Raw genomic sequence first — 19,098 nt, forward strand, 5'->3', positions numbered from 1 at the left:
TCAGTTTTTCCTCTGCGTTCCTAGCCCCGGACGATTGCCAGGACGCGGTCGCGGATCTTTTCCATGGTGGCGTGGTCCTTGGCTTCGGCGTTCAGCCGGAGGAAGGGCTCGGTGTTGGAAGGCCGGAGGTTGAACCACCAGCTGCCGTCCTTGGCGCTGAAGGTGCTGCCGTCCATATGGTCGATCTCGATGTCCTCGGAGGCGAAGTCAGCGCGGACGCGTTCCACGGCCGCGGCCTTGTCCTCGATTTCCGAGTTGATCTCACCGGAGGAAACGTAAGGCTCGTACTGGCGGCCAAGCTCGGACAACGGGCCGTCCTGCTCACCCAACGCGGCCAGGACGTGCATGGCTGCCAGCATGCCGGTGTCTGCGTTCCAGAAGTCACGGAAGTAGAAGTGTGCCGAGTGCTCTCCACCAAAAACCGCACCCTCTTGGGCCATCACTGCCTTGATGAAGGAGTGGCCCACGCGGGTACGGACCGCTCGGCCGCCGTCCTGGGCTACGAGTTCCGGCACGGCCTTGGATGTCAGCAGGTTGTGGATGATCACGGGGGTTTCCTCGCCGGCGGCCTTCGCGCGGGCGATCTCCCGGCGGGCCACCATGCCCGTGATGGCCGACGGCGATACAGGCTCGCCCTTCTCGTCGACCACGAAGCACCGGTCGGCATCGCCGTCGAAGGCCAGGCCGATGTCGGCGCCGTGCTTGAGGACAGCTGCCTGGAGGTCGCGCAGGTTTTCCGGCTCCAAAGGGTTGGCCGGGTGGTTCGGGAACGAACCATCCAACTCGAAGTACAGCGGCACGATCTCAAAAGGCAGGCCGGGGAGCAGCTTGTCGCCCAACACGGCCGGGGTGGTCAGGCCGGCCATGCCGTTGCCGGCATCCACAACAACCTTCAAAGGCCGCGACCCGGAAAGGTCCACGAGCTTGCGCAGGTACTCGGCGTAGTCCTTCAGGACATCACGCACGCCGATCTGGCCGCGCTTTGCCGCGGCAGGGATGCTGCCCTGGTTCAGGTACTCCTCGGCCAGGGCCTGGATCTCCTTCAGCCCACTTTCGGAAGAAATGGGCTGGGCGCCGGCCTTGGCCATCTTGATGCCGTTGTACTCGGCCGGGTTGTGGCTGGCGGTAAACGTGGCGCCGGCGGCGTTCAACGCACCACAGGCGTAGTAGAGCTCGTCAGTGGAAATCAGATCCAGCAACTGCACGTCCGCGCCACGGGCAGCAGCGCCCTTGGCGAACGCCTGGCTGAACTCCGGCGAGGACGGACGCATATCGCCACCCACCAGGACCGTTTGGCCCTCAAGGCCAAGGACGTCAATGAAGGCAGCACCCACGGCCTGGACAATCTCAGCCGTAATGGATTCCCCCACGATGCCCCGGACGTCGTACGCCTTGAAGGAAGCCGAGAGGTCGAAAGTCTTGTTCTGCTCGCTAGTCACGCGCTCAATCCTACTGTGGCAGTGCAAATGGGCATGAACCGGCGCAGGGTACATGTGGATAGCCGTTGTCCACATAGCCCGTCGACGGGGTCCTGGCTGTCAGGGCCGGCTGCAATACTGGGGTACATGGCCTCCAACCCCCACATTCCTTCTGTTTCCGTGCAAACACCCACCCGTGAGCAGGCCCTTGCCTGCCTCCGTGAGCTCGTGGGACACCCGGAGGCGGAGTTCCACGACGGCCAGTTCGAGGCCATCGAGGCTTTGGTGGACGGCGGGAGGCGGGCACTGGTGGTCCAGCGCACCGGTTGGGGGAAATCGGCGGTCTACTTCGTCTCGTCCCTGTTGCTGCGCAGGCGCGGTGCTGGCCCCACCCTGATAGTCTCGCCGCTCCTGGCGCTGATGCGGGACCAGGTTGCCGCCGCAGCGAGGGCCGGCGTGCGGGCGGTGGCCATCAACTCGGCCAACGCCCTGGAATGGGACTCCGTGCTGGAACAGCTCGCGGCCGACGACGTTGACGTGTTGTTGGTGTCCCCGGAGCGGCTCACCAACCCCTCCTTCCGCGAGAACCAGCTTCCTGAACTGATCAGGCGCACCGGCCTGCTGGTGATCGATGAGGCCCACTGTATTTCGGACTGGGGGCACGACTTCAGGCCCGACTACCGGCGGATCGCGGACCTGATCGCCCAGCTTCCGCCGAGCGTGCCCGTGCTGGCCACCACCGCCACGGCCAACTCCCGCGTGGTCCATGACATCGAAGAACAACTCGGCGAAGGCGTCCTGACCATCAGGGGAGCACTGGGCAGGGAATCCCTGCGGCTCGGCGTGCTGAACCTCGAGAACTCCCGGGACAGGCTTGGCTGGTTGCTGACCCACCTGGCGGACCTGCCTGGCAGTGGAATCATCTACACCCTCACAGTCTCGGCGGCCGAGGACACCGCGAGGCTGCTCGCCGAAGCCGGGCACAACGTTTTGTCCTACACAGGCAGGACGGACCCCGCCGAACGGGAGCGCGCCGAGCAGCTCCTGAAGGACAACCAGGTCAAGGCCCTCGTTGCCACGTCCGCGTTGGGCATGGGCTTCGACAAGCCGGACCTGGGATTCGTTATCCATTTAGGGGCGCCCTCCTCGCCCGTGGCGTACTACCAGCAAGTGGGCCGTGCCGGACGTGGGGCAGCCAACGCCGATGTCCTCCTGCTTCCGGGATCCGAGGACCGCGAGATCTGGCAGTACTTCGCCACGGCCTCCATGCCCTCCGCGGAAAAGGCCGCGGCCGTACTGGACGTCCTCGCGGATGCACGGTCCGCACTGTCCACGGTTGCGCTGGAAGCCCGCGTGGACCTGCGCCGGACACCACTGGAGTTGCTGCTCAAGGTCCTGGCCGTGGACGGCGCCGTGGAGCGCGTGGGCGGGGGATGGCGGTCCACCGGCCAGCCGTGGGTCTATGACGCCGAGCGATACTCACGCATTGCCGAGGCCCGGGTGGACGAGCAGGACTCCATGATCATCTACCAGGACACCTCAGGGTGCCGCATGGAATACATCACCTCCGTGCTGGATGACGAGACCGCGGCACCGTGCGGACGCTGCGATAACTGCGCGGGACGCTGGTTCCCGGACGATATTGCCGCGGCCGCAGTGGACGCCGCAGGACAGACACTGCGCAGGGTGGGCATCGCCGTGGAACCCCGCCTGCAGTGGCCGTCCGGGATGGACCGGCTGGGGGTGCCCGTCAAGGGCAAGATCAAGCCGGATGAGGGCGTCGCTGAGGGGCGTGTCCTGGCCCGTCTCACGGACCTGGGCTGGGGAGGCGCGCTTCGCGAGCTCTTCGCGGCAGGAGCTGCAGACCGCGAGGTGGACCCGGCCATGCTCCAGGCCTGCGTTCAGGTACTGCGCGAGTGGTCGGGTGCGGATGGTGGAACTGCCTGGAGCGGAGTGGGCAGGCCTGCCGCTGTGGTGAGCCTACCCTCCAGGAGCAAACCGCAATTGGTGGACTCCTTGGCACGGGGAATCGCCAGCATCGGCCGTATGCCCTACCTGGGGTCCTTAGAGCCGCAGCATGGCGGACCCACAGGATCCCGCGGAGGCAACAGTGCCTACCGGCTTGCAGGAGTATGGGACCGGCTGGTGGTGGGCCCCGAACTGGGCCAAGCGCTCGCCGCAACAGCTGGGCAGCCGGTGCTCCTGGTGGATGACCTCGTTGACAGCCGCTGGACCATGACCGTGGCCGCCCGGGCCCTGCGGTTGGCGGGTGCGGGGCCGGTCCTTCCGCTGGCGTTGGCGCAGGCTGGGTAGAGGGTCATTGTCTCTATAGGATCGATGAAACACGCCTGATAGCCCCGCGCGGGCCGTCCATCCTGACTTTGGACCGGAGCAATGACCACAGATTCGAACCAGACCGACGCTGCCACCGCCACGGAGAGCACCTGGCAGCCGAGGTTGGCGCTGCTGGTGGCCGCAACGTTCTTCATGGAGTTCCTCGACGGCACCATCCTCACCACGGCCGTCCCCAGCATCGCCTCCGATTTCCGGGTCCCGGCCGCAGACGTCAACATCACCATGACGGCCTACCTCGTGACAGTGGCAATGGGCATCCCGTTGAGCAGTTGGCTCGCTGAACGGTTGGGGGCGCGAAGGGTGTTTTGCCTGGCCATCGCTGTCTTCACCGTCGCGTCGCTGCTCTGCGCCGTCAGCCAGGACCTGACCATGCTCACCCTGAGCCGCATTGCCCAAGGTGCAGGGGGAGCCATGATGGTTCCCGTGGGCACCTTGGTGGTGCTGCGGGGAACGCCGAAATCCGAACTCCTCCGGGCGACGGCTTTCCTCGTGTGGCCCGGACTCCTGGCACCGGTCCTGGCCCCCATGGTGGGCGGGGCGCTGACCACGTTCCTGTCCTGGCACTGGATCTTCATCATCAACGTCCCGCTGGGCCTCGCAGCTTTCATCGCGGCATTGCGGCTTGTGCCGAAGACCGCCGGCGACGGAAAGCGCAGGCTGGACTGGTTCGGGCTGCTGCTGACCACGCTCGGCGTCGGCGCCTTGGTGGTAGGGCTGGAAACCCTGGGTGGCCACGCTCCTGGGTCCGTTGCCGCCGTCGTGGTTGCTGCGGGTGTCTTGTCGCTGGCGGGTGCCGTCTGGTGGATGGCGAGGGCCAAGGTACCGCTGTTCAAACTGGACGTGTTCGGGACCAGGACGTTCCGGGCCACGTCCACCGGTGGGTTTATCTACCGCCTGACGATCAGCTCTGTGCCATTCCTCCTGCCCCTCATGTTCCAGGACGGTTTCGGCTGGGATCCGCTGAAGGCCGGCGTCATGGTGGCAGCCGTCTTTGTGGGCAACATCGGCATCAAACCCGCAACCACTCCGCTTATCAGGCGCTTCGGCTTCAAGGCAGTGCTGGTATTCGCTTCGTTTGCCTCCGCGGTCACGTTTGCCCTTTGCGCGTTCCTTACCGCGCAGACACCCGAGCCGGTCATCTTCGGACTCCTGCTCCTGAGCGGTGCCTTCCGGTCCATCGGGTTTTCCGCCTACGCTTCCGTCCAGTACGCGGACATCATTCCCGAACAGTTGCCCTCCGCCAACGCCATTTCAGCCACCTTGGTCCAACTGGCGGCGGGAGCGGGAATCGCCGTCGGAGCCTTGTTCCTTCGGTTGTTCGACGCCACCCATCTGTTCGGCGCCGACCATGTGACCGCCTACAAGGGGGCGTTCCTGGCCATGGCCGTCCTGATGCTGGTCAGCACGATCGACAGCCTGACGCTGCACCGCCATGCGGGAGCCGAAGTCAGCGCCGGCTCCCGGCGGTAGATCCGGGACCCACAACCGGTTAGGGGAGCGGTTAAAACGCAAAAGGTCCCGGTTCGAAAACCGGGACCAATTCGCGGAGACGGGGGGATTTGAACCCCCGGTCGAGTTTAACCCCGACCCTTCATTAGCAGTGAAGTCCATTCGGCCGCTCTGGCACGTCTCCAATCCGCTATTGCTAGCCCACCAAGGATACGCAGAACCGGCGGCCCAGTGCAAAACAGGCCAGGAGCGTCAGTTGATTCCGGCCAGCGCCCTCCACAGGAAATGGTTGCTCCGGGCCTGGAGGGCGGCAGCCTGCCGGTTGTCCGATGCTCCGGCATGGCCGCCTTCCAAAGCTTCGTGGAACCACACGTTGCGTATGCCCATGGCCTGCATGCGGGCTGCCATCTTGCGGGCCTGGACGGGGCCAACACGGTCGTCGGAGGTGGCGGTCCAGATGAACGTCTCCGGGTAGTCCACACCGTCGTGCAACAGGTGGTACGGGGAGAAGGTGCGGATGAACTCCCACTGCGCTGGAACGTCCGGGTCGCCGTATTCGGCAATCCAGGAGTACCCGGCGGAGAGCTTGGAGTAGCGGCGCATGTCCAGCAACGGCACTCCGCAGGAGACGGCCCCGAACAATTCGGGGTATCGGGTGAGCATGTTGCCCACAAGCAGCCCGCCGTTGGAACCGCCCACGCAGCCGAGGCGCTTCCGGCTGGTGACTCCGCGTGAGATCAGGTCCCGGGCAACGGCAGCGAAGTCTTCGTAGGCGCGGTGACGGTTCTCCTGGAGTGCTGCGCGGTGCCAGGAGGGCCCGTATTCGCCGCCGCCACGGATGTTGGCCACCACGTACACGCCACCCCGGGCATGCGAATCCGGCCCGGTGGTGCGGCGCTCCAACCAGGCACGGCCCACCGTTCCGCTGTACGCGGGGGTGCGGGACACTTCGAATCCGCCGTAACCGGAGAGCTGAGTGGGGTTTTGGCCGTCCAGGACCAGGTCCTTCGAGGCCACCTGGAAGTAGGGCACGCGGGTGCCGTCTGCGGAGGTGGCGAAGTGTTGCTGAACCTCGTACCCGGCTTCGTTGAAGAACGACGGCGACCGTTTCACCTCTTCGTGCCGGCTGTTGACACCCCCGGTCCGCCCGGTGTCGAGGGAGTACACGGCTTCCCCGGACGTCAAAGTGCCTCGGGTGAGCGTGGTGGGCGTCGTGAAGCCGGTGGCCACCAGCCAATAGTCGTTTCCGGCGCCGGATTCATCCTCGTCATCCACGGCGTAGGCGTTGACGTCGTGGAGGGGCGGGCAGGCGTCCAGGGTGCTGGAGGCCCAGGACCCGGCAGAGTCGAGGCGGCTGGGGTCCAGCACACGGATTTCCGAGGAAACATCGTGCAGCAGGTTCAGCAGGAGGTAGTCCCGGGTCCAGCTCCAGGACTGGAGGGACGTGTGCTCGTCCGGGGTAAACAGCACAACGACCGCCCGCGATCCGGCGAGCCACGCGTCCAGGTCGGCTGCCAGGAGCGAGCCTGCGGGGTAGACAACATCGGCCAAGGACCAGTCCTTCTGGGGCCGGAACATGAGCCACTCCCGGTGCGCACTGATGTTCACGTCCGTGGGTACCTCGATGGCCACCCACGAATCGTCGCGGAGCAGCCACGTGCTCCGGTTGTAGAAGTCGATGTAATCCACTGCGAAGGTCCGCTCGTAGCCCGGGGTGGCGTCGTGGGCCACCATTGCGAGCATGTGGTCTTCGGGGATCTCGAAGACCTGCTCCGCGGAGGCCAACGACTGCCCTCGGCGAAGCCGGACCGCCGTCCGGGCGTAGGAGGACGACGTCGACGGGAGGCCGTCTGCCGTGCTGGAAACGAGCAGCGTATCGGCATCGAGCCAGCTGACGTTGCCCTTCGCGGTTGGCACGTCGAAGCCGCCCGCCGCGGGGTCCACGAAGGTGCGGGTCTCGACGTCGAACTCGCGGTACCGGTTGGCGTCGCCGCCGTCGGGGGAGAGCGAAACCATCGCCAGACGGTACTCGGCTCCGGGCGCGGGACGCAGGAACCCGGCACCGTGGAAGACCCACTCCACGCCCTCGGCCTCGGCGAGGGCATCAACGTCCAGCAGCACATCCCAAACAGGTTCGGACAAAAGGTAGCTTTCCCACGTAGTGCGGCGCCACAGGCCCTTGGGGTGCTCCCGGTCCTTCCAGAAGTTGTAGTAGAAGTCGCCGCGCTTGTTCACCATGGCGATCCGGTCGGTGGAGTCCAGGACTTCGAGGATTCCGGCCTCCACGGCAGTGTAGTCGGCGTCTTCCAGCAGGTCCTCGGTGCGGGCGTTTTGCTCGCGGACCCAGGCCAGCTGCTCTTCGCCGTGGATGTCTTCCAGCCAGACATTCTCATCCGTCGGTTCCGCTGCCACATCGGCGGCGTGGCGGGGTCCGGTAGCGGGGCGGTCTTCGGGGAGTGGCGTCTGATCAGCTTCTGTGGTGGTCATCGCCCCATCCAAGCAACTCTTTTCACGGGGAAGCAAGTCACACGGACGTTAGGCTTGAGCGTGGCTAAATCGCAAATCATCCGTGTTGCCCTGGTGGGGGCGGGCCCCCGGGGTACCAGTGTGCTTGAGCGGCTGCTCGCCAACTGGGCAGCCACCACGGACCAGGCGATTGTGACCGCAACGCTCCACATCCACGTCATTGATCCTTACCCGGCCGGTTCGGGCCACGTGTGGCAGCCGGACCAGTCGCGGCTGTACCTGATGAACACCCAGTCGTTCTATCCGACGCTCATTCCCGAGGATCCCGAACTCGCGCCGCCCTTGGCGGGGACGTCGTTCGACGAATGGCGGGTCACCCGGCGTCGTGATGGCCAGGGGCTGAACCAGGCCGAAAAGGCGGAGCTGGCCACCCTCGAGTCGGACAACTTCCCCAGCCGTGCCATCTACGGTCGCTATTTGCGCCAGACCCTCGCGGAGCTGCTGCAACGGCTGCCCGACGGCGTCGAGGTCACCTTCCATGAAACCACCGCCATTGCGGCGCGGCCGGTTGGCGACATGTTCGACGTCGAACTGGCCGACGGCGGTAGCCTCACCGTCGGTTCGGTGGTCCTTGCGCTGGGGCACATTGAGTCCCGTTTGAACCCTGAGCAGCGCTCTTTCGAAACCGCGGCGCGGGAACAGGGCCTGCTCTACTTCCCGCCCGCTCCTCCGGCCGATGTGGACTGGACACGCGTTCCGGATAACGAGCCCGTCCTGGTCCGTGGCATGGGACTGAATTTCTTCGACGTGATGGGGCAGTTGACGGAAGGCCGGGGCGGCAAGTTCGTGGACTCGGTGGCTCCCGGGACGGGTACGCTCGAATACCGTCCCTCCGGCCGCGAACCCAAGATCATCGCTGCTTCTCGAAGGGGCACCCCGTACCGCGCCAAGGCCGGGCTGTCCGGCTACTACGCCACGAGCATCACGCTCCGGTACCTCACAGAGGCCGCCATGGACCGTTTCAAGGCCGCTGGAATCCAGCCGGGCTTCGATCACGACCTGTGGCCCCTCCTGCACCGCGACGCCCTCTGGGCCTACTACGCCACGCTGGCGGGATCGCAACCAGCGGCGATCCGGGATCCGGAGCAGTTCCTCGCGGACCTGGAAGACGCCTTGCAGCCCCACGCCCACGCGACGGGCAACTGGGAAAGCGCCGTGGGTGCGCTCGTGGAAAAGCATGTTGTGGCCTCCCGCCGACTGAACCTGAAGGGGCTTGCAGCACCCTTGGCCGGCCGGACGTTTTCCTCACGCAGGGAGCTGGACAAAGCCGTCACGGACTACCTCGACGACGACGCACGGCGCTCCGCGCTGGGCGAATCCGACCCCGTGAAGATGGCCATCGGCGCCCTGCACACCGGCCGGGCGATCCTCAAGACAGTAGTGGCCGACGGCGGCATCACGGACGAATCGTGGGTGGCTGAATTGCGGGGCTGGTTCGAATCATTCGTGGAGGGGCTGGCCAGCGGACCTCCGGCGCTGCGGTCGGAACAGTTGGCCGCCCTGGCGCGCGCCGGCGTCGTGAGTTTCGTGGGACCCGACCCCAAGTTCAGTGTTGATCGCAACGCCAAAGTGTTCCGCGCTTTTTCGCCCTGGGTCCGGGACGTTCCCGCGCAGGCGCGGACGCTGATCGAGGCGATGTCGCCGGCGAACCGCGTGGGGATGAACATCTCGCCGCTCCTGGAACAGCTGTTGGAGGACGGCCTGGTCCGCACCAAGATCATGATGAGCGTCGAGGGAACTCCGGTGCAGACCACGGGCTTGGACGTTGAACCGCACCCTTACCGTCCTGTGGCGGCGAACGGTTCGGTGACCCGGGGGATGTATGTGCTGAGCCTTCAGTTGTCCGCCACACAGTGGGGAACGGCCATCGCGGCGGAGGCACGGCCCACCAAGGGCAGGGCGTACAGGAGCGGGCAACGGACCCTCCGCGATGCCGACGAGATCGCCCGCAGCATCCTGAAGCTCTGACGCGTGGCGCGGAGGAGGAGCCCCTCACTGATGTGAGGGGCTCCTTTTCTGCTTTGAAGGGTGTTTAGCCCCTCAGGCACTTCTGGTACTCCAGCCACGCGAATGCGTAGCGGAGCCAGCCCACAATGTCGTACCACTTGGACGGTTTGGTGGGAGCGGTGCACTGCGGCGGGTTCGGGCCGCTCGCTGCCACCTTGACCAGCGCCTTGACTGTGGTGCCACTTTCGACGGCGGTGAGCACCACGGTGCCGGTCCCTGCGGCTGCCGCTGCGGGAACCTTGAGGCTGACGCTTGCAGCACCGGACGCCACGGGGACGTCGCCCAGGGCCACGGCGGCCCCCTTGGCATCAATGAACACGGCCTTGAGCGTCTTGTTGGCCGGGCTGCCAATGGAGGTCAGGTCCAACTTGGTGACAGCCAGCTTGATGGCGTCGCCTGCCTTGACCTCCGCGGCGGTGGTGTTCGCCACTGCCACTGAGCGCCGGGCGAAGTCAGGGGAGACCGGGTTGTGCGCCTGGAGGTACTTGATCCACGCATCGCGGTCCACCAGGCCCGTGTCCTTGGTGTCGCTGCCTTCCTTGAACACCCGGAAGTTGTCACCGCCAGTGGCAAGGAAGCTGAACGTCCCGATCCGGTATTGCTTGGCCGGGTCCATCACCGCGCCACCCACCCAGATGCCGGTGATGTGGTCACCCGCGGGGCGTGCGGCGTCGTAGGTGTAGTTGACGTTCTTGGACAGTCCCAGCTGCTGGTAGGGGCGGCTGGGCACCGTGCCGTCAGGGTTGGTCTGCCACTGCTGTTCCAGGAGCGTCTTGAACTGGGCGCCGGTGAGCGTCGTGGTCCAAAGGTTGTTCACGAACGGCAGCACCGCATTTGCCTCGGCGTAGGTGATGGTTCCGTCCGGGGCGTAGTACAGCTCGTTGCGGAGTCCGCCGGGATTGACGACGCCGATCTCCGCCGCGCCCAGTTCAGGAGCCTTGAGCGTATCCACCAGCGAGTCCGCCACGAGGTTGCCCAGCGTGGATTCGGACGCGCGGTCGTCCCGCTTCGGGGCACCGCCGGCAGGGTCCGGGGTGAAAGCCGTGGTGATATCGGCGGTGACCGCGCCCACCGGCTGGTTGCCGATCTCTGCGGCGTTGGCCAGGGCTTTGTCCACGATCGTCTTGACGGCTGCGACGCGCGGGTAGGCGGCGACGAGGCTTTCTGCCGTGTCCGTAGTGCGGTCCACGATCGACGCCTTGTACGCCGTAACCGACTTGGAAGCGGTGTCCACGGTCAAGGTCACGCTGCCCACGTTCTCGCCGTAGTTTCCCGTCTGCACGATCGGACGCGTCTTGCCTGTCGGCTGTCCGTTCGAGTCCAGGATGGGTGCATCCCAGGCATATTCCTTGTGGGTATGCCCGGTGAAGATCGCGGCCACGTCCGGGGATGTCTCATTGACGAGCTTGGCGAACGGGCCGCCGGCTGCCACTTCCTGCTCCAGCGTGGCGCCCTCGGGCGTTCCGGACGCGGCGCCGTCGTGGTTTTCCACGATGATCAGGTCCGCCGCGTTGTCAGCCTTGATCTTGGCCGCAACCCGGTTGATGGCCTCCACCGGATCACCGAATTCCAGATCCGCTATCCCCGCAGGGGTCACCAGGGACGGAACTTCCTGCGTCACGGTGCCGATCACGGCAACCCGCATGCCGTTCATCTCCAACACCTTGTACTCCGGCAGGACCGGAGTGGTGGTGCCCTTTTGGTAGACGTTGGCGCCAAGGTAGGCGAACTTCGCGTTGTTGCCACCGGCAATGACGCGGTCGCGCAAGTCTTGCCAGCCGCCGTCGAACTCGTGGTTGCCAACTGCGGAAGCCTGCAGTTCGAGCGCGTTCAGGACGTCGATGGTGGGCTGGTCCTTCGCCACTGAGGAAGCGAAGAGCGACGCGCCGATGTTGTCGCCGGCCGAGATGAAGGCCGTTGCGCCCGGAGCGGCTGCAGCCCGCAGCTTCTCCACGGTCCCTGCGAAGAGCACCGTGTTGGAGTCGACGCGGCCGTGGAAATCGTTGATGCCCAGGAACTGCAGGTCAACGCTTGCCGGTGCATCCGGTGCCAGGTCCAGGCCCACCACCACGGGATCGTGGTCGCTGGCACGGAACTCGTCCGCGGCATAGTAGTTGGTCACATTGTTGTTATACCGGCTGTACTCCAACGCCACGGACTCCACGGAGTTGATGTTCCAGATGTCGGTTCCCGTCACGGTCTTATGGGCCGCAGGGGAAGCGAGGATGTGGTCCAGGGAGCCGACCATTCCGCCGAAAAGGTAGGAGTGCTTGTTGGTTCCGGCTTCAAGGTCGGTGTAGCCCGCGCCCGTGAGGACGTTGATGGGATCTTCCTTGGCGTAGGCGTTGAAATCGCCGATCAGAAAGACCTTGTCCGTGCCCTTGCTGGCCTGCAGGTCCTTCGAGAAGGCCAGCAGCGACTCCGCCTGCTTGGTGCGGGCGATGTTGGAAGCGCCCTGGCCCTTGTCGGTGTCGTCCGGGGTGGCCGCGGAGCCCTTCGACTTGAAGTGGTTCACGATCGCGATGAACTTCTTGTCATCGGCCGCACCTACCGGCTTGAAGACCTGCGCCAGGGGCTTGCGGGCACTCGCGAAGGCAACGGTGTCGTTGTGGATGATGGATTCGCCCACGGGTTCGGCGGTGGCCTTCTTGTAGATGAATGCCGTACGGATCATGTCCTCGTCGCTCAGCGGGGGAGCGTTGGCGGGAGTGCGGACGTAGTCCCAAACGCCGGGCGTCTTGGCGTTGAGGGCATCAACCAGCTTGGACAGGGCGTCGTCGCGATTCTTGCCGAACTGCGCCGAGTTCTCGATTTCCTCAAGGGAAACGACGTCGGCGCCGGATTTGGTGATGGCGGCAACGATCTTGTCCTGCTGGCGTTGGAGGTTCTCTGCGTTGGCCGCACCGCGGGCGTTGCAACCTTCCTTCACCGTGATCGGGTTACCGGCGCGGTCCGTGTAGAACACGCAGCCGCTGAGCTGGTCGCCGGTGGTGGGGAAGTAGTTCAGCACGTTGAAGGACGCCAGCTTGAGGGTACCGCCAACATCTGCCGGGCCCTCGGGCCGTGAAGCAGTGAACGTGGCTGGCTGCACCGAGTCGGAATTCTCCGGGGTCAGGGCCGTGAGCGGCTGAAATTTCCAGGAGTTGTTGCCATAGCCCAGGATCACGTCGGTCCTGAACGTGGCAGGAGAACCCACCCGGACAGGATCTGTGGTGGTCAGATACGGGAGTTGCTGGGCCTTGGTTGTGGCGTCCTTGAGGAAATTGGTGGACGCGCCGTCGTCGAGCTTGATGCCGCGCATCGCGTTGTCAGCCACCACCGCCGCGTACTCCGGCGAACCGTAGGCGGCTACCGCCGTCGGCTGTACCAGAGGTGAGGTCCCGGCAGCGAGGCCGATTTCGCCGTACTGGTTCAGGGAGTAGTTGTCCGTCACGGTGAACGTGCCCTGCGGTGAGACGAGCATGCCCTCGAAAGTCTCCCGGGCTGCCTCATTGGCGGGGAGCGCGAACGGCGATGCCTTCACCTCCGGCGCGGCTTCGGTGAGCTTCTTGAGCCCCGCGGTGTCCACGGTGATCTGGGTTTGGTTCGCGAATTCGCTCACGACGCCGGTCAGTTCCAGGTAGTCGCCTGGCTGTACCGAACCCGCCGTCGTGGGGGAGTAGACGAACACAGCGTCCGACGCCGTCCTGGCAGCCCCGCCGCTGTCGCCGCCGGTTCCGGGGGTCTGGACGTAGTAGCCGTTGAAGCCGCCGGAGGCGTAGACCGCGGTGACCTTGCCGCGCGTGGTCACCGAGCTGCCGACAAGCGGGCTGGCAGCGCCGGTGCCTTGGATCTCGGCGATGGTCTTGGTGCCGGTGCCTGGCTCCGTTGGCGGGGTGCTGACGCCGCCGGACGCCGTGGGCGTGATGGACGCGCTGAGGCTGAAGTCGGCGGCGTTGGAGTCCGTGTCAATGCCGTTGTTGCGGTTCAGGCTCCGCACGTCCGTGTTTCCCGTGGGCGCCGCTGCGGCTGCGGTTTCGAACGTATTGGAGCTGCCGTAGCCAAGGAGGTCCGCGATGGCCGCGTTGCCCGTCACGGAACCCGAGGCCAGTGGCGATACTGCAGTGCCCTGCTTGGCCAGGATCAGTGTCCCCGCGGTGCCGCTCGGGTTCAGCGTTCCCGTGGCCTGGATGTCAGCCGGTGGAAGGGCCGGGGCAGTGGACGTGCCGCTGTTGGTGGCGCCTTGGATCAGGAAGTAGCCCTTGGCCGGGATGCTTCCCGTCAGTGCAGTGATGCCGGTGGGTGCAGCGGTTCCCGTTGCCGAACGGTACTGCAAGGACCAGCCGGCCAGGCTGACAGGTGAGTCGGAGGAGTTGTACAGCTCAACGAACTTGTTCTTGAATGCTGCGCCGCTGCTGCCTCCACTCAAGTAGGCCTCATTGATGACCACAGGTGACGTGCCCGGAGTGGGATCATCAGCTGCGAAGGCCGGAACGGCCGTCAGCGGGGCCGCTAAGAGCCCCGCCGACAGGACCGTGCCCGCCAAGAGTTTCCAATTCTTATGGTTCATCCGCTCTAACTTTCATCAGGGAGCCCTGTAGGGCTCTATGGACGACGCCCCCTGTCTTGCGCAGGGGGCGTTGTGCCGGAAGTTACTCCCGGGTAAAGCTGCCTCGGACAAAGCTGAACACGAACGGATGAATGGGGAGTGGCTTGCCGGTGGCCGGAGGGTGGCCCCGGTCACCGGCAGGAACTACTTGGCAGCGCCTTTCAGCGTGCCAGTGACGGCAGCACCGGACGCGCCGCCGATAAGGCAGACGATTTCGCGGTCCTTTTGCTTCCATGTCTGGCTGCTGGGGTAGAAATAGGTCATATCCAGCGTCGACTCGTCATAGGGAATACCAACGAACGTCGCGAATTCTGCGCCGCAATACTCCTCCGACTGCGCTTGCACCTCGGACTGGCCCGGGTAGGAGTCAGCCACGATGTTCTTTGCCGCGAACGCCTCAAGATCGTGGCTTTGCTCGCACGGAATGATGGACACATCCTGGAATTCGTCGCTGGATGGCTGGGCCATGCAGTCCCCGACCTTGACCTTGAAGGCGTCAGCGACAGACGTCTCGGTGGGGCGGCCGGATTCGTCCCGCTTGGCATCGCCGCTGCTGATTAAGGAACAACCGGCCAACGCGATGGACGCAACGCCGAGCACGGCGGCAGCTTTGATGGTTTGTGAAAGGTGAAGCAATTCCGGTCCTCATTCCCAGAAGGACCACAGCCTGGTTTTTCGAAGGGTGCGGTCTAACGATGGGGGACCAGAAACTATGCCCACGCCGAACGATCCCCCAGACCCGGGAGTGGGCAGGTCCCGCCGGCCATCCTTGGGTAGGGGATGGCCGGCACGACCCGAAAATCAAGAGTCTAAGCCGTCTGGCCCAAATCCTGGATGACCTTGAACGTGGCGCCTGTTGGATCCGACAACGTAGCCAGGCGTCCGAACGGAGTGTCCTCGGCTGCTTGGACCACAGTGGCGCCAAGTCCCAGGGCCTGCTCAACCGTGGCGTCCGTGTCCTCTACGGCGAAGTACACGCTCCACATGGACGGCACCTGCTCTGGAAGGAAACCAGCGGCGTCCATGATCCCGGCCTTGGCGTTGTCGCCGGCGCCCAGCGTGGTGTAGCGGAACTCCGGAGTGTCGCTCATGACCTCCGTTTCCCAGCCGAACACGTTTTGGTAGAAGGACACTGCGGATTCATAGTCCTTGGACAGGAGCTCGTGCCAGGCGGGCGTTCCGGGCTCGGCCGCGAGTTCGTAGCCCTTCATCTCACCGAACTGCCACGCTCCGATGGAGGCGCCGGAGGAGTCGCCGTACATGGCCATGCTGCCCTGTTCGGGAACGTCCATTGGTTCCATGAAGACGTGGCCGCCATTCGCGGCAGCGGCTTCTGTGGTGGCTTTGATGTCATCCGTGCGCAGGTAGGTGGACCAGAGGTCCGGCATGGCGCCCATGTCTTCCTGCTTCTGCATGATGCCGGCTACGAGCTTCCCGTCCTTGGACGCGGTGATGTAGCCGCCGTACTTCTCTTCGTCTCCGGTCTCATAGGTCCAGCCGAAGAGCGCGTTGTAGAAGGACTTCGCCTTTTCTGTATCGGACGTCATCAGGTCGATCCAACATGGCGAACCGGCGGTGATATCGGGCGTAGGCATGTGTACAGCTCCTGTTGTCAGGCCGCGGCAAGCTCCGCGGCTGATGGTGTAGTGGTGGAGACACGAAGAACACTATGCGGGGGCTCTGACACTTTTCAACGAAAAATGCCCCGGATCAAAGACCCGGGGCATTCGCGTGGCGGAAGGTAAGGGATTTGAACCCTTGGTACGGGGTTACCGCACACTGGTTTTCAAGACCAGCTCCTTAGGCCGCTCGGACAACCTTCCCTGCCTAGTAGTGTTTCATAGGGAGTTGGCTGTACCAAAACATCACGTGCTTCCCGTCCCGGCCCCGGGTCTGGAAGTGCCAGCAAGAATCCGGGAGTTCGTCATGAAAGCCGTCTACATTTCCCAGCCAGGCGGGCCCGAAGTCCTCGACGTCAGGGAAGTCCCGTCTCCGGTGCCCGGCGAGGGCGAGGTGCTGATCGACGTCGTGGCCGCGGGGCTGAACCGCGCCGATGTGCAGCAGCGCCGCGGTTTCTACCCGCCGCCCCCTGGCGCCTCCGAGGTTCCCGGCCTTGAGGTTTCCGGCAGGATCGCCGGGTTCGGCCCTGGAGTCACCAAAGCCTTCTCGCTGGGGGACAAGGTTGTGGCCCTGTTGGCGGGCGGCGGCTACGCCCAGCAAGTGGCCGTTCCTGCCGAACAGGTACTGCGGCTTCCCGACGGCGTTGACCTGGTCACCGCGGCCGCTTTGCCCGAAGTGGCGGCCACCGTCTACTCGAACCTCATCATGACGGCGCAGCTCCAACCCGGCGAAACTGTGCTCATCCACGGTGCCACGGGCGGCATTGGAACCATGGCCATCCAGATGGCCAAAGCGTACGGCGCCAACGTGGCCACCACCGCGGGCACTGACGAAAAAGTGGGCACCGCCAAGGCGTTCCTTGGTGCGGACATCGCCATCAATTACTCCGACGAGGACTTCGTCGAAAGCCTCAAAGCGCAAAACGGCGGCAAGGGCGCGGACGTGATCCTCGACGTCGTGGGCGCCAAATACCTGCAGCAGAACGTAGACGCACTCGCCGACTATGGCCGCCTGATCATCATCGGGCTGCAAGGCGGTACCAAAGCCGAGATCAACTTGGGGCAACTGGTCAGCAAACGGGCTGCCGTGATCGGCACGGCCCTTCGTCCGCGGCCCGTGGCCGAGAAGGGCGTCATTATGTCCGCCGTGCGTGAGGTGGTTTGGCCCATGCTCGCCGACGGCCGGATCAAGCCGCTGGTGGCCAAGTCCTTCCCGTTGGACCGCGTGGCGGAAGCCCACGAGTACTTCGATTCCGGCGAGCATGTGGGTAAGGTCCTGTTGCTGCTCTGACCGGCCCCCCTACAGCAAGGAGCTCCATTGTCCATCCGGCACAGCCTCCTGGCCCTGCTCCAGGACCAGCCCCGGTATGGCTATGAGCTGCGCGTGGAGTTCGAGGACCGGACGGGCGCGGCCTGGCCGCTGAACATCGGCCAGGTCTACACCACCTTGGACCGCTTGGAGCGGGACGGGCTGGTCAGCAACGACGGCGACGACGGCGGCGGCCACGTCGTCTACAGCATCACCGACGCCGGGGTCGCCGAAGTCGGGGCTTGGTTTGACGGGGCAGTGGACCGCGGCACTCCGCCCCGCAACGAGATTGCCATCAAGCTTGCGCTCGCGGTGACCCTCCCGGGCGTGGACGCCTCGGCCGTGATCCAGTCGCAGCGCGAAGTGTCCGTGCGCGCCCTGCAGGAACACACCCAAGCCAGGAAAGCGGCGTCGGCCAACCAGCGCTCAGCCGATACTGCGTGGTTGCTGGTACTTGATTCCCTGATCTTCCAAGCCGAGGCAGAGGTGCGCTGGCTGGACCTGTGCGAAGCGCGGATGCTGCAGGTGCAGGAGCGCGCGGGGGAGTGAACTCCTCCGGCATTACTCTTATCTAATTCCACCGTTTATGGCGTGTTTTGAAAAAGACAATGAGTTTTGACATGATTTTGATCAAATCATCGTAGTACAAGCAGACGTTTACTCTTGCTCCTGCAGTTCTCTCTTGCTAGAAACGAATCTGAATCCAGAATCCTGGATTGCAAAACAAGGAGTCTATCTTGAGTTCTCGTGTATTTAAGAAGGCAGTTTCGGGTGCCAGCGTCGCCGTGCTGGCAGGCGGAATCGCTCTTTCGGCCGCCATGCCGTCCTCAGCAGCAATTGATGGCATGACCAACAACTACTCAAGCTGGTGGGTCGCCCATGCTCAGGTCTGGATTTTCAACAGCAGCAGTCGGCTTCAGTCTGTGGCACATCTCGGCAACGTTTGGTATTACGGACCACCCTCCTGGTCCGAATCGCGCGCACACGTGGATGGATATAGCTGGACTCACGAGGCCTATCAAATTCGCTGGGCCTAGAGGAGTCACTGCGTAAATGGCACTGAAGAGCCTGAGAATCCAGGTATCGCTCGCATTGGCGGCCTGCGTGATTCCTCTGATGGCGGCCTGCTCGGGTGAATCATCGGAAAATTCTGAGCGCCGGTATATTGCCAAAAACTTTACCGAACTTGTCATCACCGGGTTGAAAGATCCCAAGCTCCAGGAATTCGACAGGGACGTCTTGGAGCGGGCCAAAGTTTCAGGGCGAATTGAACAAGCGGACTATGACGAGGCGTACAGCCGTTTTGAGCGGTGCATGGCGGCATCCGGAAAGCCTGTAAAGCTAACAAAGCTAAGCAACGGACTCTATAAGATCGAGAACCAGCCGTTATCCGACGGGGAATCGATTGAGTCTGCCATGTCGATAGTAGTCAAGTGTCAGGAAGGTACGATTAACGAGATCGGAGAGCTTTTTGGCATTCAGCAAGGGAATCCCGACTTGCTTGCTGATGCTGATGAAGTCGCATACAACTGCTTGGCGGCTAAAGGTATCGTTAATTCGAATTTCTCGAAAGATGACCTGAAGAAGGCCTTCAATGATCCCGGGAACGGCAAAAGGGGCCTAAAGGATAGGCTCCCGTTCGACCCCTACAGTGACGAGGCCCAGGCCTGTTTCGTGGGGGCCAACATGGCTGTTGGCCAAGGAAGGTCATAGTGAGCCGGAATCCCTGCGTCAGTCTCAGACATCGAATCCTTTCGATGCGGACAGTGACCAAGCGTAGGCGTGGTGCGGAGGAACCGAAAAGGCTGTGGGGTTAGCGGAAAAGCC

Annotated in this window: 12 protein-coding genes and 2 tRNA genes; 7 read left to right on the top strand and 7 right to left on the bottom strand. The window is 64.2% G+C overall.

Annotation, left to right across the window (positions count from 1 at the left end; all coding sequences use genetic code 11):
* Window positions 1-20: 20 nt before the first annotated feature.
* Window positions 21-1,439 (bottom strand): phosphomannomutase/phosphoglucomutase, encoded by a 1,419-nt coding sequence (locus ACIPV6_RS09655; protein ID WP_397326020.1) that lies wholly within the window; start codon window positions 1,437-1,439, stop codon window positions 21-23.
* A 126-nt stretch (window positions 1,440-1,565) separates the two neighbouring features.
* On the opposite strand from ACIPV6_RS09655, the gene ACIPV6_RS09660 reads away from it, so the two are divergent.
* On the top strand, window positions 1,566-3,731 hold the full coding sequence (locus ACIPV6_RS09660; protein ID WP_400270657.1) for a RecQ family ATP-dependent DNA helicase: 2,166 nt from the start codon (window positions 1,566-1,568) through the stop codon (window positions 3,729-3,731).
* An 81-nt stretch (window positions 3,732-3,812) separates the two neighbouring features.
* The gene (locus ACIPV6_RS09665; RefSeq protein ID WP_400270658.1) at window positions 3,813-5,243 is read left to right on the top strand and encodes an MFS transporter; all 1,431 of its coding nucleotides are present in this window, start codon (window positions 3,813-3,815) and stop codon (window positions 5,241-5,243) included.
* 74 nt (window positions 5,244-5,317) lie between these two features.
* On the opposite strand, the gene ACIPV6_RS09670 is transcribed toward ACIPV6_RS09665, so the two are convergent.
* Together ACIPV6_RS09670 and ACIPV6_RS09675 are read right to left on the bottom strand one after the other, a co-directional pair.
* Window positions 5,318-5,406, bottom strand: a tRNA-Ser gene (locus ACIPV6_RS09670).
* A gap of 68 nt (window positions 5,407-5,474) precedes the next feature.
* Window positions 5,475-7,709 carry a prolyl oligopeptidase family protein gene (locus ACIPV6_RS09675; RefSeq protein ID WP_400270659.1) on the bottom strand — a complete coding sequence of 745 codons (2,235 nt, stop codon included), beginning with the start codon at window positions 7,707-7,709 and terminating at the stop codon, window positions 5,475-5,477.
* Between the two features lie 60 nt (window positions 7,710-7,769).
* Between ACIPV6_RS09675 and ACIPV6_RS09680 the strand changes: the two genes are divergently transcribed.
* Window positions 7,770-9,716 (top strand): FAD/NAD(P)-binding protein, encoded by a 1,947-nt coding sequence (locus ACIPV6_RS09680; protein ID WP_400270660.1) that lies wholly within the window; start codon window positions 7,770-7,772, stop codon window positions 9,714-9,716.
* A gap of 64 nt (window positions 9,717-9,780) precedes the next feature.
* Here the strand turns inward: ACIPV6_RS09680 and ACIPV6_RS09685 are convergent, their stop codons facing one another.
* From ACIPV6_RS09685 to ACIPV6_RS09700, 4 genes are all read right to left on the bottom strand, one after another.
* Window positions 9,781-14,304 (bottom strand): ExeM/NucH family extracellular endonuclease, encoded by a 4,524-nt coding sequence (locus ACIPV6_RS09685; RefSeq protein WP_400270661.1) that lies wholly within the window; start codon window positions 14,302-14,304, stop codon window positions 9,781-9,783.
* Window positions 14,305-14,487: 183 nt separating this feature from the next.
* A complete protein-coding gene (locus ACIPV6_RS09690) occupies window positions 14,488-14,979 on the bottom strand; it encodes a septum formation family protein (protein WP_400270662.1) in 492 nt (163 codons plus the stop codon).
* 173 nt (window positions 14,980-15,152) lie between these two features.
* Window positions 15,153-15,938, bottom strand: a complete 786-nt coding sequence (locus ACIPV6_RS09695; protein WP_400270663.1) for a VOC family protein — start codon at window positions 15,936-15,938, stop codon at window positions 15,153-15,155.
* Between the two features lie 137 nt (window positions 15,939-16,075).
* Window positions 16,076-16,166 (bottom strand) — tRNA-Ser (locus ACIPV6_RS09700).
* A 103-nt stretch (window positions 16,167-16,269) separates the two neighbouring features.
* Here ACIPV6_RS09700 and ACIPV6_RS09705 point away from each other — a divergent pair.
* The 4 genes from ACIPV6_RS09705 to ACIPV6_RS09720 all read left to right on the top strand — a co-directional run bounded on the left by ACIPV6_RS09705 (window position 16,270) and on the right by ACIPV6_RS09720 (window position 18,984).
* A complete protein-coding gene (locus tag ACIPV6_RS09705; protein ID WP_400270664.1) occupies window positions 16,270-17,253 on the top strand; it encodes an NAD(P)H-quinone oxidoreductase in 984 nt (327 codons plus the stop codon).
* 27 nt (window positions 17,254-17,280) lie between these two features.
* Window positions 17,281-17,820 carry a PadR family transcriptional regulator gene (locus ACIPV6_RS09710; protein WP_397326030.1) on the top strand — a complete coding sequence of 180 codons (540 nt, stop codon included), beginning with the start codon at window positions 17,281-17,283 and terminating at the stop codon, window positions 17,818-17,820.
* 188 nt (window positions 17,821-18,008) lie between these two features.
* A complete protein-coding gene (locus ACIPV6_RS09715) occupies window positions 18,009-18,308 on the top strand; it encodes a hypothetical protein (protein ID WP_400270665.1) in 300 nt (99 codons plus the stop codon).
* A gap of 16 nt (window positions 18,309-18,324) precedes the next feature.
* On the top strand, window positions 18,325-18,984 hold the full coding sequence (locus tag ACIPV6_RS09720) for a hypothetical protein (protein ID WP_400270666.1): 660 nt from the start codon (window positions 18,325-18,327) through the stop codon (window positions 18,982-18,984).
* Window positions 18,985-19,098: the final 114 nt, after the last annotated feature.

Source organism: Paenarthrobacter sp. NPDC089988 (assembly GCF_044748465.1).
Lineage (GTDB): Bacteria > Actinomycetota > Actinomycetes > Actinomycetales > Micrococcaceae > Arthrobacter.